Origin of the sequence: Kosmotoga pacifica (assembly GCF_001027025.1) — a bacterium.
GTDB lineage: Bacteria > Thermotogota > Thermotogae > Petrotogales > Kosmotogaceae > Kosmotoga_B > Kosmotoga_B pacifica.
In genome coordinates, this window is sequence record NZ_CP011232.1 from 1,571,325 (window position 1) to 1,586,526 (window position 15,202).

Annotated in this window: 16 protein-coding genes; 4 read left to right on the top strand and 12 right to left on the bottom strand. The window is 41.6% G+C overall.

Annotated features, from left to right (window positions below; all coding sequences use genetic code 11):
• The first annotated feature begins 285 nt into the window (after window positions 1-285).
• Entirely contained in the window at window positions 286-1,023 is a 738-nt protein-coding gene (locus tag IX53_RS07315) for an SPL family radical SAM protein (protein ID WP_047754790.1), read from the top strand.
• Window positions 1,024-1,266: 243 nt separating this feature from the next.
• Here the strand turns inward: IX53_RS07315 and IX53_RS07320 are convergent, their stop codons facing one another.
• Window positions 1,267-2,280: a protease inhibitor I42 family protein gene (locus IX53_RS07320; protein ID WP_047754791.1), complete on the bottom strand. Its 1,014-nt coding sequence runs from the start codon at window positions 2,278-2,280 to the stop codon at window positions 1,267-1,269.
• Window positions 2,281-2,444: 164 nt separating this feature from the next.
• Between IX53_RS07320 and IX53_RS07325 the strand changes: the two genes are divergently transcribed.
• Both IX53_RS07325 and IX53_RS07330 read left to right on the top strand, forming a co-directional pair.
• A complete protein-coding gene (locus IX53_RS07325; RefSeq protein ID WP_245612700.1) occupies window positions 2,445-2,915 on the top strand; it encodes a hypothetical protein in 471 nt (156 codons plus the stop codon).
• An 89-nt stretch (window positions 2,916-3,004) separates the two neighbouring features.
• Complete coding sequence (locus tag IX53_RS07330) at window positions 3,005-4,213, top strand: radical SAM protein (RefSeq protein WP_053001244.1); 1,209 nt, start codon at window positions 3,005-3,007, stop codon at window positions 4,211-4,213.
• Between the two features lie 107 nt (window positions 4,214-4,320).
• Here IX53_RS07330 and galT read toward each other — a convergent pair whose 3' ends face one another.
• The 3 genes from galT to IX53_RS07345 form a co-directional block, all read right to left on the bottom strand.
• On the bottom strand, window positions 4,321-5,268 hold the full coding sequence (gene galT / locus IX53_RS07335; protein ID WP_047754793.1) for a galactose-1-phosphate uridylyltransferase: 948 nt from the start codon (window positions 5,266-5,268) through the stop codon (window positions 4,321-4,323).
• Between the two features lie 104 nt (window positions 5,269-5,372).
• On the bottom strand, window positions 5,373-5,612 hold the full coding sequence (locus IX53_RS07340) for a glutaredoxin family protein (protein ID WP_047754794.1): 240 nt from the start codon (window positions 5,610-5,612) through the stop codon (window positions 5,373-5,375).
• Between the two features lie 74 nt (window positions 5,613-5,686).
• On the bottom strand, window positions 5,687-6,436 hold the full coding sequence (locus IX53_RS07345) for a metallophosphoesterase (RefSeq protein WP_047754795.1): 750 nt from the start codon (window positions 6,434-6,436) through the stop codon (window positions 5,687-5,689).
• Window positions 6,437-6,519: 83 nt separating this feature from the next.
• Between IX53_RS07345 and IX53_RS07350 the strand changes: the two genes are divergently transcribed.
• Window positions 6,520-7,293, top strand: a complete 774-nt coding sequence (locus tag IX53_RS07350) for an HAD-IIA family hydrolase (RefSeq protein ID WP_047754796.1) — start codon at window positions 6,520-6,522, stop codon at window positions 7,291-7,293.
• A 74-nt stretch (window positions 7,294-7,367) separates the two neighbouring features.
• Here IX53_RS07350 and IX53_RS07355 read toward each other — a convergent pair whose 3' ends face one another.
• The 8 genes from IX53_RS07355 to IX53_RS07390 form a co-directional block, all read right to left on the bottom strand.
• Entirely contained in the window at window positions 7,368-8,132 is a 765-nt protein-coding gene (locus IX53_RS07355; protein WP_047754797.1) for a lamin tail domain-containing protein, read from the bottom strand.
• A gap of 89 nt (window positions 8,133-8,221) precedes the next feature.
• Window positions 8,222-8,737: a cob(I)yrinic acid a,c-diamide adenosyltransferase gene (gene cobO, locus IX53_RS07360; RefSeq protein WP_047754798.1), complete on the bottom strand. Its 516-nt coding sequence runs from the start codon at window positions 8,735-8,737 to the stop codon at window positions 8,222-8,224.
• Window positions 8,738-8,911: 174 nt separating this feature from the next.
• A complete protein-coding gene (gene rbsD, locus IX53_RS07365) occupies window positions 8,912-9,310 on the bottom strand; it encodes a D-ribose pyranase (RefSeq protein ID WP_047754799.1) in 399 nt (132 codons plus the stop codon).
• A complete protein-coding gene (rbsK, locus tag IX53_RS07370; protein ID WP_047754800.1) occupies window positions 9,307-10,209 on the bottom strand; it encodes a ribokinase in 903 nt (300 codons plus the stop codon). Before rbsK ends, rbsD begins: the two co-directional genes overlap by 4 nt.
• A 54-nt stretch (window positions 10,210-10,263) precedes the next feature.
• Window positions 10,264-11,142 carry a ribose ABC transporter substrate-binding protein RbsB gene (gene rbsB, locus IX53_RS07375; RefSeq protein WP_047754801.1) on the bottom strand — a complete coding sequence of 293 codons (879 nt, stop codon included), beginning with the start codon at window positions 11,140-11,142 and terminating at the stop codon, window positions 10,264-10,266.
• 42 nt (window positions 11,143-11,184) lie between these two features.
• Complete coding sequence (locus tag IX53_RS07380; protein ID WP_047755534.1) at window positions 11,185-12,111, bottom strand: ABC transporter permease; 927 nt, start codon at window positions 12,109-12,111, stop codon at window positions 11,185-11,187.
• Window positions 12,112-12,119: 8 nt separating this feature from the next.
• Entirely contained in the window at window positions 12,120-13,613 is a 1,494-nt protein-coding gene (locus tag IX53_RS07385) for a sugar ABC transporter ATP-binding protein (protein ID WP_156173135.1), read from the bottom strand.
• A complete protein-coding gene (locus IX53_RS07390) occupies window positions 13,600-14,595 on the bottom strand; it encodes a LacI family DNA-binding transcriptional regulator (RefSeq protein WP_047754802.1) in 996 nt (331 codons plus the stop codon). The genes IX53_RS07385 and IX53_RS07390 overlap by 14 nt, the downstream gene beginning before the upstream one ends.
• Window positions 14,596-15,202 lie beyond the last annotated feature (607 nt).

The window sequence follows — 15,202 nt, forward strand, 5'->3', positions numbered from 1 at the left end:
GGGAGAGCTCAGATTTCAGCACCGGATAAAATTAGAAAACACCGGAAAATGTGAAATCAATACTGCATAATTTGTTCAAATTTTTATTAAGTTCGAGCCTCCCGTAATGAGCGTTTTTGTCCCCGTTGAAATCTATTGTCTTTGTCAGTTCTAAATGGTTCTCATAAACTTCTAGTTATCCCTGGATTTATTAAATTTCAAAGCTTTACACCCACGAAATCATTATGGCCTGAAGTATAATTGGTGAGTACGTCTGGTCTGAAATCTGGTTTTTAGGAGCAAAAAATGATTTACGAAACAACTATTAAAAACCCAATAACAAAATCAAAGATTCCAGTAGCAGACTATGCCATTAATCCTTATGTTGGTTGTACGATGGGCTGCAAATATTGTTTTGCCCAATTCATAGGCGCTTTCAAATATAAAGGTGGGACCTGGGGAAGAGACGTCTGGATAAGGCGAAATATCCCTGAAATTCTACCAAGAAGCTTGTCGAAGATAAGTTTAGGTCGTTTTTTCTTATCTTCTTCCTGTGACTCGTACCAACATATTGAAAAGAAAACCGAATTGACCCGAGAGATTCTAAAGATTCTAATTTCTCGCTGGACTCCAATTTTTATTATGACAAAATCGAACCTGATTTTAAGGGATATTGATCTGCTCAAGAAATCTAACGATTTGCTAGTCAACATAACCATTACCACCGATAGCGAATCGGTAAGAAAGACCCTCGAGCCTGGAGCATCTTCAATAGAAGATAGGCTGGAAACTGTCAGGAGGCTTAAAGAAGCCGGAATCAACACCGGAGTTTTTGTGGGACCAGTGTTACCTATGAATCCAGAGAAATTAGCACTGAAACTTAAGAGCATAGTCGATCGGGTTCATTTAGACCCTCTGAATTATCCCCATCAGGTGAGCAAGATTTATAGAGAGATGGGTTGGGAAAATTGGTTATACAAGGAAAAGTATTATTGGGTAAGGAAGACCTTCGAGAAGATCTTTGGAAAAGAAAATCTTGATTAATTAGATGTTTAATATGTCCTTGTATTCAAAAAGAGACTAATATTCCATAATTTAGACACCTCATTTTGGCTATATCTTTACCTATAGCTTGCCAATTTAATAGCTTCTTTTCTTTCAAGAACCCTTTGAGCTGGGTAGTTTAGGACTTGCATCTTCGAAGACACCGAAGGTTATGTAACAAGAGTGGTGGAGAAGAAAGAAAAGTTAGATTTTTTCAAATCCACGATGTAAGAAGAAACTATTTCATCTTACCTCTATTGAATATTTCAATATTTCAATTGCTGAATCTTCCCCTTCCCAGGTTCGGTATTTTTTTAGAGTCAATTTAACTCTTCCTGCCTTGATTCCCTTGATAAACCAGCTCACTTTAGAAGGGGCTCCAACCAATCCAGGTGGGGCTTGAGTGGTTATTGTTTTCGATAAGATCTCCACTATTCCTTCATGGGAAAGGCTTAAGTGCCATGTGAACCCGGTTGAGGCGTTTTCCTCAAGGGAAAGCACTGCAGTCTCACCAATATTTAGTGCATTTGTGCCTTTTTTAAGTTCTTTAATCTCCGTTCTCTCCTTCCCGGTTTTTACCCTAATGCCCACAAAGCGTTCTTCTATGCTCTGCTCCTCACTGCTTCTTTTCAACTGGAAAGCCAACAAACATATTCCAGGGTTTATCGTTTTAAACTTCCATTCTTTTACAGAAGGTTCGCCGGGCAATTTTCCCGATTTTACAATTAACTCCTCGCTGAGAGAGAGAATCTCAGGATTGGAGTTAGAAAAGCACCAGAAATATCCTGTTGAAGGGTTTTCTTCTAGTTCAACCGTAATCTCGTCACCCGAATATACAACATAACTGCAATCTTCCAAAAGTCTTTCTCCAGGAACCTCTTCATTCTTTTTAACAACGATGTTGAAAACTCTCAGATCAATGGCTTTTTCTTTGCCTTCCCACGACCTGTAAAGCCAGAAAATTATCGTGGCTTTTCCTTTTTTCAAAGGCTTGAAATTCCACCTTACCTTTATCGGAGCCCCCATAGCAGTCGATTCTGAAGATGGTTCTACTACCCTGCTTTGAAATTCGACAGTATCAGAACCGAAGATTTCAAAATGCCATAGATAACCCGTTGAAGGGGTTTCTTTTAGTTCAACCACGGCAGTATTTGAAAGCCCAATGTTGTTTGCGGTTTCTTTCGAGGTGCATGTTGAAGAAAATGCAAAAGCAGTGAAGACTGTTACCATTAATAGAAGTGAAGACACTTTTCTCATATATCCACCCCCGTCACACTTTAAAGACTCAAAGAGGAGCCATGTGGTTCAGTTTATTATGATTGCCTATATTTCACAAATTCAAAAGGCGAATTATTATATTTAAAACCGATATGATATCATGAAATGTGCACAATCGGATGATATTGATAAGGGGGATAGGAATGAGCAAAGGGCAAACTAGTATGACAATGATACTGGGCTTGATACTTATAGTCGTTGGTGTGGTATTTATTTTCCTTCCACAGTTCAGTTCGAATTTCTGGCTTCTTTTCGTCTGGTTACCCGGAATAATAATGGAAGAAGAAGGCCTGAGAAATCGAATTCCGGGACTCCTTGTTCCTGCGGGTATTTTGCTAACCGTTGCCGCTGTTTTGACTCTTGAGGTGCTCTTTCCGGGTTTTAGCGGAGCAGGCGGTTGGGCATTTTATATTTTTGCTCCCGCTTTCGGGTTACTCCAGATGTATCTTGCCAAAGGTAAAAGAAATAACAGTCTTCTCTTTCCCATTGGGCTTTTGAGTATTTTAACGGCCGCTTTTCTTCTGTTTAACTTCACAAATCTGGACACAGGGATGGTTTTTGGGATAATTTTAATAGCCTTTGGAGTTTTCATGCTCTTCAGAAGGAGAAAATAGCTTTTTCATACACAGAATGTCTTTTAGAGTTTTGCATCATAAGAAACCTGATTCATTGGTGAGTTGATCAAAGTTAGAAGGTCTTTACAATGGTTGAACTGCTAAAGTTATACGCAAAATTGCGTGTTAAACCTTCAAGGAACATTGGCTTAACTAAATACATTTTTCCTTCCGAAAGCGTTGGTTTATATTTGCATGTACCCTTTTGCAAACACTTTTGCGCCTTCTGCCCCTATCATAAATTGAAATACGACCCCGTTCTCGCCAGAGAATATGTGGGTCTGGTCATTAAGGAATACCGGCTGCATGAATTGAAACAGTTCAATTCTTTATACATAGGCGGAGGCACTCCTTCGGGAGATCCGGAACTCCTGAAAAGATTGTTGAACTTTCTAAGAGACGACGTCTCTGGTGAAATCGCTTTGGAAGTTCACCCGCTCGATGCATCCACTGAAAAGCTGAGGGAAATAAAAGCATTGGGTGTGAATTATGTTAGCCTGGGTATTCAATCCTTCAGCGATGAGGTACTCGAGCATTTTGGCAGAGACCACAGCGCGAGGGATAGCTTCCTCGCTTTGAAGAACAGTATTGATGCGGGCTTCGATTTTGTGGATGTGGATCTGGTTTTTGACCCGCTGAGTTTTACAAGCGAAAGCATTCAAAATGATCTGGAAAGTGCCATGCGGCTTTTGCCACAGCAGATTTCCGTCTATCCCATGATGCGTTTTTCATATACGAAATTCAAAAACACCAGAAATGACAGCAAAAACGAATTGAAGATTTTTGACGGTTTAGATGAAATCGCAGACAGAAACGGTTACGAAAGAGATACCCTCTGGACTTATCGGAGAAAGGATTTGAATAAGAGATACACCTCAGTTGCAAGAGAGTTTTATCTTGGACTGGGTTTGAGCGCTTCAACTTTTACAGGCAATGTGTTTGCCACGAACACATTTTCTCTGGATCATTATCGCAAAAGTCTTGCAGAAAAGAGTTTACCGATAGGTTCGCAGTTTTCTCTCAATGTATTTCAGGGGGCACTGTATTATTCCTTCTGGGCCTTTTACGCCGGGCGACTGGATTTTAGCAGGTTGTCCGGATTCTTCCCGGGTGCGGCAAAAAAGCTCCGCTTTCTGCTGGAATGGCTGAGAATCATGGGCTATTTAACGAGAAGGGATAATCTTTATTTGCTAACCCGACGTGGAAGAAGAAACTTTCACCGGACTGAAGAATGGCTGACCTACGCTTTTATTGACCCCCTTTGGCGCAAACTGAGAAGTGAGGGTTCTCAATTATAATGCGTGTTCTTACAATGCATCACAGTAAATACCCGGGTGTATCAAAGGTGAAAAAGTTGTCCATTCTATCCCCTTATAAGTCCTTAACTAAGTATCCTGTTCCCTGACTAATCCAGAGCTTCCCTGAGCTCTTTGGCCACTTCTTCTGGCGATGTGGGATTTATGAAATTCCAGCTTCCGGTCTCGACGCTCGCCATCCACTTCATTTTGTTCCTGGAGCGCTTGGGTGGGTTGAACTCTATGTGGAAGTGGAAGAATTCGTCGTAGAGCTCTCCGGTATTATAAGGAGCTGAAAAGAGCATCATCATGTAGGGGAACTTCTCCTTGAAGAGAGTGTCGTATCGTTTAGCTATGTCCCGGATAAACTCCGCAAGTTCCCATTTTTCGTCAGCAGTTAAATCCGTTAGATAAGAAACATGGCGAAGGGGATATATGTGACATTCGTATGGGAACCTCGCGTACGGTGGCACAAGGCTGATGAAATACTTCCCTCTCTTCAATGTGTTCTCTTCTGGCATCGCCTTTATGGCATCGCACAGAGAACAGCTCTCTTTTGAAAGGTAATATTGCTGAGTCTGTTCAACTTTTCGTTCTATTCTTGGTGGCAGGTACGGGAAAGCGTACAGCTGCCCATGAGCGTGATCCAGTGTTGCACCAACTTCCCTTCCCCTGTTTTCAAACACATAGATATATTTAATATCTTTCATGGCGGAAAGCTCCCTGTATCTGTCGCACCAGACTTCTATCAGCTTCGCGAGTTGTTTCGTCTCCATGTCAGGAACAGCGAGATCGTGTTTCGAAGTGTACATAATAACCTCACATTTGCCAAAGGCGGAAGCCTTTTCCAGTATGGGGAATTCGATTTCAGGTTCGTAAGCATCGGTAACAAGTGAAGGGAATCTGTTGTCAAAAACGGCGAGATCGTAATCCTCTTCAAGCTCAAGCACACCAGGGCATAAAGGACAGGCGTTTTCTGGCAGGACAGGCCTTGCACTTCTCGAAGAAGAAACAATAACCCATTCTCCGGTGATGGGGTTTTTCCGCAACTCTCTCATAAGCTCATTCCCTTCTGTGGTGTTATCTTATTAAAGAATACCACCGACTACGTGAAAACAAAAAGAGGACGGTGTTTACCGTCCTCTTATTATTGTTCTGCGTTTTACGCAATGCCAAGAATTCTATCGATTTTAGCTTTGTCAAAACCGACTATAACCTGGTTTCCTATGACAACAACAGGAACTCCCATTTGACCGCTTTTGCGGTACATCTCTTCGGCTTTTCTCGGGTCCTTACTCACGTCCACGTCTTTGAAAGGTATACCGAGGGATTTGAAATACTGCTTCACCTTTCTGCACCATGGGCAAGAAGGGGTAGAGTACACGGTTACCTTCAGATGCATCGTTTCACCTCCTGATACCCCCTATGGGTATATATCTCTAACATTATAACACCGACATTTTTAGGTGTCAATACTTAAAAGTCCAGCACAACGAGCTGAGGAGGTGAAAGAAATCTCAAGTGAAACCACGAACCAGTGCCGTTGGAAACAAACACCCTATAAGAACCAAATTTCCCTTCTCCCTTGAGGATAGGGTATTCTTTCTTCAATAAGATGTCCGAAAGTACCGGTATATAGAACTGCCCTCCATGGGTATGCCCTGAAATCGAGATTATTGGGTCGGGACCGTAATATCTTGCCACAGCGTGGGGATAATGGCTCACGAGCACGATATTATCTTTGGCAGGAGTTGAATATTTCTTGTTAAGAGGCAGACCAACGAGGTTGATATACCCTTTTTTGCCTTTTAGTTTCACAGTATCGCCATTGAGATAATGAACACCGGAAGACTCATACATAGCAATAACTCTGTCAAGTTTATTGTAGTCCCAGTTTCCGGTGACAGCGTACACAGGCGCGATATCGCACAGGGCTGTGAAGAATCTCTCGAGGTCGTCAAAGTTCGTGTTTGGTTTGAGAGCATCTCCACCGAACACGATATAATCTGGGTTCAGCTCTTCTATTTTCTTGATAAGACGTTCGTGAAAGCTGTAAAAATTGCTCATGTGCAAATCACTAAAAAAGAGTACTTTCAGCCCTTTATCACTTGAAAGCTTAAGGTACCTGACGGTAATAAACTCGGGTTCAAGAACGAAACTATAAACACCAAATATAATCGTCAAAACGAGCAGTATCATTGAAACTCTCCCCACAAGACCTTTCAAACGATTTACCTCCATAGCAATATCATTAACTCGGTTGCTTCAATATATTATATACTTTTTAAGACTGGCAAAGGGGGAATAGTATGTTTGAAGGTAAAAAGCTCTTCGTTCTCGACCTTGATGGCACGTTCTACCTCGGAGATAGATTGTTGCCTGGCAGCCTTGAATTCGTTGAAAAGGTGTATGAAGTCGGGGCGGATTTGGTTTTTTTGACTAACAACTCATCTGCCACGAAACAGGAATATCGTGACAAAATAGAGAAGCTCGGTGTCTCTGGAAAGTACTTTGATATCTACACCTCAGCGGAGGCCACGATAAGATTCTTGAAAGAGCATTATTCAAACAAGAGCGTATATTTACTGGCAGTTCCTTCTGTGGAGAACCTCTTTCGCTGGAGCGGGATAGAACTTGACGATGAAGATCCCGATATAGTCGTGATGACTTACGACAAAACGCTGAACTTCCAGAAGATCGAGAGGTTCTGCCACTTCGTCAGGCATGGCGCACTGTATATAGCTTCACATCCTGACATAAACTGTCCTACAGAGCACGGTCCTATACCCGACGTGGGCAGTTTTATAGCACTGGTTAAAGCTTCTACTGGACGCGATCCCGACCATGTTATAGGCAAACCCAACACGGCCATTCTCGAGATGCTTATAAAAGACTACGATGTCCAGAAAGATGAAGTTGTCATGATAGGAGATCGACTTTACACGGATATCGAATGTGGTCTAAGAACTGGAGTCGATACCATTCTCGTGCTTTCGGGCGAGACAACGATGGATATGGTACCTGAAGACCCGCCGTTCTATGTTTTTAGTGGTCTCAAGGAGATTGTGGAAAGCATGAAATAAAACCCCACTGTTGGTAGAAATTTTAATGGCTCATATTGTTTTGAAAACAAGAAGCAGGAAATCCATTTCCATCTTCAATACGAGTATGTGGACACTGTCGCGCCAGCAGAGTCGTAAAGATAAGCTGTATCACCGGAATTATTCCATATGAACCTTCCGCTCCACCACAAGTTGTTTTCCCCTTCGGGCATTGGAGATTTGCCTGAATATACCCGAACTTCTCCTCCAGGGTCAAGAGTGAAGTTTGGAAATGTATACACGAAATAATTTGAATCGTCTTTTAATTTCCAACCAATGAGATTCACAGAAGCTGTTCCGAGGTTTTTTATATGAACTATTTCAGGGTTAGTAGCATACTCGATGTTCGTGATCACAACATTCGCTTCTGGAGCTTTATAAGTGGTCAAAATGACATAGCTATAATAAATGTTTCCAGTGTCATCTGAGTACGGAGCACTTCCTGACAGTACTGTTGGGGAAGTCAACGAGACGTAATCTTGAGTAACATCGGGGAGTATCGTTTTGAGAGTGTCATAGTCGACATCTTTACCAATGTAATATACGACCACCAGCCATATACCATTATTTTCTTCGTAAACCACTCCATAGTCATCCTGAACATCTCTTCCAATTTCGTATATGGATGAAGGAGGAGTGCCATCTATTAAAACCATATTTTCAAATCCAGTAGAGAGATTCTTCAGGTTTTGAGCAACCTGAAGTACTTTTGATTTTCTTATTGTATTCATCGCTGAAGGAAATAATACAGCGACCAGAACAACGATAATAATGAGAATGATTAAAACCTCAATGAATGTAAAGCCTTTATTATTAAACATGATTATCTAATGTTTGTTAAGCAAATTCGTGCCAAAATATGGAACGCATTTCACCTTTTGATTCGTAGAAAGAAACCGTAAACGAAAAGTCAGAATTCGATTCCTTCTCGTGCTTCAACACCTTTTTGATAGTAATGCTTTACTTCTTTCATTTCAGTAACAAGATCGGCAAGATCGATAACCTCTTGAGGGGCGTATCTTCCAGTGAGGACTACTTCTACATGTTCCGCGCGATTATTCACAGCTTCAATGACTTCAGAAGAAGTTATTAGTTCGAAATAGAGTGCTATATTAACTTCATCCATCACCACAAGGTCAAAATTTCCTTCCTCAAGTATCTTTTTGAGTTTCCCGAGGCCATTTTTGGCAGCCTTTATGTCTTCATCTCCGGGTTTACCGTGTATAAAGCACCCTCTTCCAAACTGCTCGATAACAAAGTTTGGAAGAAAATCAACCGCTTTCAGTTCACTGTAATCCATCCCTTTCACAAATTGTCCAAAGAAAACCCTCTTCCCTGCGCATACTGCCCTCAAAGCCAATCCTAACGCTGCGGTTGTTTTACCCTTCCCATTTCCGGTATAGACATGAACATATCCTCTGGCCATCATGATGCCTCCTAATCAGGTAGGTATATTACTCTCAAATATATCATTTGATGATAAAGCCACGAGTTTCGAGATGGGATAAGGGAAGACAAAAAGCTAAGCTTCATTTTAACCTTGGAAAAACTGATCAAACAGATTTTAAAGTCCGGAAATAGGTTATGATTTTTTATATGTCTAAAAGTCCACACCTGATGATAATATAACATTCGAGTATGGAGTGGCTTCTCCCGTTCTAATGAACGCTTTCGAATCAGCAGCGGCGATTTTCTTGAATTCTGAATGCTCGACATACTCGACTGCCGTATTCGAAAAGAGTTCTAAAACCAAGTTATGCATTTCTGGATTTTTATCCACAATCTCTTTCGCTAAAATTATTTTCTCTATAATAAGTTCCTCTCGCAACGCTCTGAGAACATCGATCAACCGGGGGAACCCTTTGGTGATCGATAGATCTACAACTTCAGCACCATCCGGTATTGGAAAACCACAGTCACAAATCGTTATTCTGTCTGTATGCCCCATTTCTGCTATTATTCTGGCAATCTTTCTATTTATAATCCCGCTTCGTTTCATACCCTCACCCCGCGTTCATTAAGAAAGGACTTGACCTCTTTAAGTGTGGGACAGGATGGTTGCGCTCCCTTCCGAGTAACCGAAATAGCAGCAGCGGCACTCGCAAACTTAACCGCATCGATTATGTTGAACCCGTTTTCGACAGCCACAGCGAGGGCTCCATTGAAAGTATCGCCAGCGGCTGTTGTATCTATCGCAATAACTTTAAAAGCATCAAGAGAGAATTCACCCAGTTCTCCAGAGAAGATGATTCCTTTTTCACCAAGTTTCAACAGTACATTTTTACAGCCCAGCTTCTTCAATTCCTTAATCAACATCTCTGGTGGTAAATCTCCCACCAGTGCAACCGCTTCCGATTCATTTGGGGTAATTATATCAACGTATTGGAAGATCTCCTTCCCTATATCTTTCGAGGGTGCTGGATCGAAAATGACGAGTTTTCCCGCTTCGTGAAATATATGAGCAGCATGGAGTGTCGCAGAAAACGGAATCTCATTCTGTAATAGAAGTATGTCGGTTTTCAAAAGCTCGTTTTTAGCAGATTCCACAACATTCTCAGTGAGATAAGCATTTGCGCCGGGATAGATTACTATTCGGTTGTTACCTGAAGCTTCAACTTCAATTATCGCCATACCGTTAGGAGAATCAACTTCTTTGATACCTTTATCTAAGCCGGCCTTTTTTAAATTTTCAATAGCAAACTGTGCGCTCCCATCATTGCCTACACATGTCAGGAAATAAACCTCTGCTCCCAACTTTCGAGCAGCTACCGCTTGATTGGCACCTTTTCCCCCGGGAAAATAGTTTAATGCTGTGCACTTTTGAGTTTCGCCGGCACGTGTGAAATGGTCAACAGTGAGGACTACGTCAACATTGTTGCTTCCAACTACTGCTATCATATAAATCCCTCCATGAGAGAAAAAGGGTGGGGGGAAATCCCCCCACCCTTCCCATTACTCATTCACAACGAGTTTTAGATCAACAGGAATGTAGATAGTTTCTGTTGCAAGATATTCAAACGCTTTCAAAACCGCAAGTTCTCCCATCTTGTAAGGTTGTTGAGCAATTGTCGCAGCCATTTCACCTTTTTTGACTGCTTCAATAGCATCATCGATAGCGTCAAATCCGACTACATAGATCTTTCCAAGCAATCCGGCTGCTTTGATCGCCTCAATTGCTCCAAGTGCCATTTCATCATTTTGAGCAAAAACAGCATCGATATCGGGATTCGCCTGGAGAATATTTTCCATAACTACTAATCCTTCCGCTCTGTTGAAATTAGCGGTTTGCTTCGCTACCAGCTTAATCCCCGGATACTTTGCTATGGCCGCTTCAAAACCCTTTCCGCGGTCTCTCGCAGCAGAAGTTCCAACTATACCTTCCAGTTCAACAACCTTGCCTTTCCCACCAAGGAGCTTTGCTACGAACTCACCGGCCATTCTTCCACCGGCAACGTTATCAGAAGCGATGTGGCAAACAACCTTTCCACCATTGGAGGCTCTGTCTACTGTTATCACAGGAATTCCAGCATCATTTGCTTCTTCAACTGCCGTTACGATCGCATCACTGTCAGTTGGGTTGATGACTATCAAATCAAGACGCTGCTGGATGAAGTCTTCAATATCACTGAGCTGTTTCGCCGGGTTATCCTGGGCATCTGCAACTATGACTTCTACTCCCAGCTTATCTGCCATATCCAATGCACCGTCTCTCAGAGTGACGAAGAACGGATTGTTGAGCGTTGAAAGAGATAGACCTATCCTGTAGGTTGCTCCCAATGTGAACACTGAAACCAGGAGCAGGAAACTAAGTAACACCAGTACCTTTTTCATACAAAACCCTCCCCTTTCAGAGTAGGGGCATATAGCCCCTTTTTATTTTTGACCTGCTCGTTCAGCCATAACGGCAAGGAGTATTACTGCACCTTTTACCGCCTGCTGGTAAAATGGCGAAACATTTACCAGGTTCATTCCATTGTTTATAATTCCCATTACCAGAGCCCCAAATAATGTTCCAATTATTGAACCCTTACCACCAGAAAGACTTGTTCCTCCCAATACAACTGCTGCGATTGCGTCGAGTTCGTATCCCATCCCGAATATTGGTTGAGCGCTATTCAACCTCGCCGTTAAGATTAGAGCACTCAACGCTGAAAGAAGTCCGCTAATCATGTAAATAATGACCTTGTAACGATTAACCTTGACGCCACTCAACCTTGTGGCTTCTTCATTTCCACCTATTGAATACGTGTACAATCCGAGCTTTGTATTTGTCAGAATATAAAACCCAGCAATGAAAACGCCTGCCATTATATAAATTGGAATTGGTACCTGAAGCAATTCTCCTCTACCTAGTTCTCTGAAAGCAGCCGGCAATCCGGTAATTGGTCTACCCTGTGTATAAACCTGGGTAAAACTTCTCGCAATTGCCATAGTAGAAAGTGTAACTATGAAAGGTTGAAGATTCATTCGTGCAATTATAAAACCATTAAATGTACCCATAGCAGCCCCAACACCAAGAGCAGCAAGTATTCCCCACAATATTGAGCCGCCTTTCAAAATCGAAGCACCTACGACCGCTGCAAAGGCGAAAACAGAACCAACCGAAAGATCTATCCCGCCAGACAATATTACAAAAGTCATACCAAAGGCCATGATTGCGTTTATAGAAATCTGCCTGAGAACATTTAGAAAATTCGACAGCGTGAGAAACCGATCAGACAAAAGGCTGAACAAAACCACAATTCCCAGGAACCCCACAATTATGGGAAATTTTCTGAAAAAGTCAATGATCTTCTTCAACACCTTCTTCAGCCTCCCATTGCAGCAGCTATAATTTTTTCCTGGCTCATTTCTGAACGTTCAAAAACTTCCCTTTGCTCTCCCCGGTGCATAACGAGTACCCTATCGCTCATTCCCATGATTTCTGGAAGTTCCGAGGAAATCATTATAATTCCAACCCCCTGGTTTGCCAGTTCATTCATGAGCTTATAAACTTCAACTTTGGCTCCAACGTCTATTCCTCTCGTAGGTTCAACAAAGATGGCTAGCCTTGGTTTTCTTAAAAGCCCTTTGGCGAGAACAATTTTTTGTTGGTTACCACCTGAAAGGTTCGATACTCTCTGCCTGATAGAAGGCGTTTTTACTTCGAGACGATCCACCAGATCGCTCGTGATCTTTTTGCCTTCTTTCCAATTCAAATGCCCTAATTTGGAGATAAATTTCGTGTTCTGGAGGACAACATTTTCGAGTACATTCAGAACAAGCACCAAACCTTGGCTCTTTCTATCTTCTGGCACGAGAATTACTCCCTTTTCGAGAGCGATATCGGGCCTATTTGGAATCGGAAAATTTTTTCCGAGGAGCCTGCATTCTTTCGCAAATGCCTTCAAGCCTCCATAGATTCCCATTGCGATCTCGCTTTTACCACTTCCAACAAGCCCGGCAATCCCGAATATCTCACCTTTCCTGACATCGAAACTTACGTTGTGTACGTAACCGGGCACATTGAGTTCCTGAACCTCAAAAACAATTTCATCAGAAACTTTATTTTCTTTGGGAAACATATTCTCTATTTTTCGACCTACGACATCCGTAATGAGACGTTCCCTAGTGTAATTGGCAATTTCATCGGAAGAGATTCTCAGTCCATCCCTTAAAACAGTAACCGTATCGGCAATCTCAAATACTTCTTCCAACCTATGAGATATGAAAATTATCGAAACGCCTCTTGCCCTGAGATTCTTTACATGATCGAACAGCATTTTAGTTTCATGTTCAGTAAGTGTAGCAGTAGGTTCATCCATAACTATGATGCGTGCGTTGGTTGCAAGGGCTTTTGCGATTTCAACCAATTGCTTTTCCGAAACATTCAGATCTCGGACAAACTCCGTCGCGGAAATGGAAAATCCGAGTTTCTCAAGTAATTCAGAAGCTCGTCTATAAATATTCTTCTTCCGCAAATTGAACCAACTTTCCCCTTCATTTCCGAGGTATATGTTCTCCGCAACCGTGAGATCCTCAACAAGATTCAGTTCCTGGTAAATTACCGAAATCCCCACTTTGATGGCATGAATAGGGCCAGTAAAACTGACAGATTTTCCATCAAGAATTATTTCTCCTTCATCTGGGGTATGTACTCCACTCAAAATCTTTATCAAGGTTGATTTTCCAGCTCCATTTTCACCAACGAGGGCGTGTATTTCTCCGCGTTTTAACTGAAAATCCACTTTATTCAGAGCAAGCACACCAGGAAAACGTTTCGTAATCCCTTTCATTATCAGGATGGGATCATTTTCTTTCACGAGTACTCCCCCTAATCTCAAGGGTTGTCTCCAAAAGGACGACTTCATTTTTGATTTCCTCATTGATCGCGTTAATCAATAGTTCAGCACCAGCCCGTCCCATCAAATAAGCATCCTGTCTGACAGTTGTCAAGGGAGGTTGGCTCATCCTGGAAAACAGTATGTCATCAAATCCAGTGACAGAAACGTCTTGTGGTATCCGAAATCCTTGCCTTTCGAGTTCAACCATTGCTCCAAAAGCGATCATATCGTTTCCACAAACGACCGCATCTGGAATGCGACTCAACTTTCTTACCATTTCAATGCCGCTTTCGTATGTATATTCTCCAAAAAGAATCTCAAACTCGAAGTCGTCTTTACCTTTAACGGTATCTTTGAATGCTTTGAGTCTTTCTTTAGCGGAATAAATGATAGGATCACCACTTAAAAAAGCAAATGAACTGTGCCCGGTTTCTATAAGGTAATTCATTAATTTCTTAACACCACCATAGTTGTCAGAAGCAACACACGAAACGAATGGCCGATTTACAACGTTATCTATCAGAATTGTCGGAACCTTTTGGGAAATTGCAGAATCTATCAAAGGGTTATTCTCCTCAAGGGTTATTGCGATCAATCCATCTATCTTCCTTGAATAAAGAGTGACGAGGAGCTCGTTCTCTTTTTCCCTGTCCCCCGAAGAACTGCAAAGTAAGATGATGTATCCGAGAGACTTCAAGAAGTCTTCGGCCCCTTTAACCATGGAGGAAAAGAATGGATTAACAATATCCGGAATCAAAAATCCTATCGTTTTTGTCTGGCCTTTTCTAAGGCTTTGAGCAACTCTGTTTGGATGATAACCGAGTTCTTTAGCGGATGTTAGAACTTTTTCTATCAACTCTTCACTCACAAAAGAGGTTTTGTTGAAAACCCTCGAAACAGTAGCTATCGATACCCCCGCGTGTTTCGCAACATCTCTAATACTCACATGTTTGGACTTCATATTCTCCTCCTGAAAACGTTTACGTAAACGTTTACATGAGATATTTAAGCACACCATAGTTTTAAAACCAACCTTATTCAGACTCAATGATGATTAATATTCTCTTTCCTTAGAGGTTTATTCTCAATTACATAAGCAATCCTCACCGTCTCATGTAGGAGAGAGCACCATTGTTGATTGCATTCAAGAGATGTTGCATTATATTTTTTTGAGAACAGAATAATCTTTTCGTGTGTTTTGATTGTCCACGAAAATACGATAATTCACATCTTTCAAAAACTTCATCTCTTATTGTTTAGTCCATCAACTCGACATACATATCCTGAGACTGCGGAATCCAAATTCAAGATAACTCTAAATTCTTTCTAAACCTGTTAGCTTTAACTTGTATTCTATAAACGCAACGGGGATTTATATGCTCAAGTCAGGAAGATTGATAGTAAGAAAAAGTATTTTAATTTTGCGCTTGTGAAAATAGTTGTTAGATTGGACAATGAATTCCGAGTCTGAAATGAAAGAACCTTAATTTCTTCACTTGTATTTGCTCTACAAAAAGCTCTGAATCAAGGGCTCGCTGTGTTAGGATAGTGTTGTCATGGAGTTGATC

Excerpts from the sequence above, each read along its gene's own strand:
- IX53_RS07315 (WP_047754790.1), top strand. The coding sequence starts at position 286 with ATGATTTACGAAACAACTATTAAAAACCCAATAACAAAATCAAAGATT.
- IX53_RS07320 (WP_047754791.1), bottom strand. The coding sequence starts at position 2,280 with ATGAGAAAAGTGTCTTCACTTCTATTAATGGTAACAGTCTTCACTGCT.
- IX53_RS07325 (WP_245612700.1), top strand. The coding sequence starts at position 2,445 with ATGAGCAAAGGGCAAACTAGTATGACAATGATACTGGGCTTGATACTT.
- IX53_RS07330 (WP_053001244.1), top strand. The coding sequence starts at position 3,005 with ATGGTTGAACTGCTAAAGTTATACGCAAAATTGCGTGTTAAACCTTCA.
- galT (WP_047754793.1), bottom strand. The coding sequence starts at position 5,268 with ATGAGAGAGTTGCGGAAAAACCCCATCACCGGAGAATGGGTTATTGTT.
- IX53_RS07340 (WP_047754794.1), bottom strand. The coding sequence starts at position 5,612 with ATGCATCTGAAGGTAACCGTGTACTCTACCCCTTCTTGCCCATGGTGC.
- IX53_RS07350 (WP_047754796.1), top strand. The coding sequence starts at position 6,520 with ATGTTTGAAGGTAAAAAGCTCTTCGTTCTCGACCTTGATGGCACGTTC.
- IX53_RS07355 (WP_047754797.1), bottom strand. The coding sequence starts at position 8,132 with ATGTTTAATAATAAAGGCTTTACATTCATTGAGGTTTTAATCATTCTC.
- cobO (WP_047754798.1), bottom strand. The coding sequence starts at position 8,737 with ATGGCCAGAGGATATGTTCATGTCTATACCGGAAATGGGAAGGGTAAA.
- rbsD (WP_047754799.1), bottom strand. The coding sequence starts at position 9,310 with ATGAAACGAAGCGGGATTATAAATAGAAAGATTGCCAGAATAATAGCA.
- rbsK (WP_047754800.1), bottom strand. The coding sequence starts at position 10,209 with ATGATAGCAGTAGTTGGAAGCAACAATGTTGACGTAGTCCTCACTGTT.
- rbsB (WP_047754801.1), bottom strand. The coding sequence starts at position 11,142 with ATGAAAAAGGTACTGGTGTTACTTAGTTTCCTGCTCCTGGTTTCAGTG.
- IX53_RS07390 (WP_047754802.1), bottom strand. The coding sequence starts at position 14,595 with ATGAAGTCCAAACATGTGAGTATTAGAGATGTTGCGAAACACGCGGGG.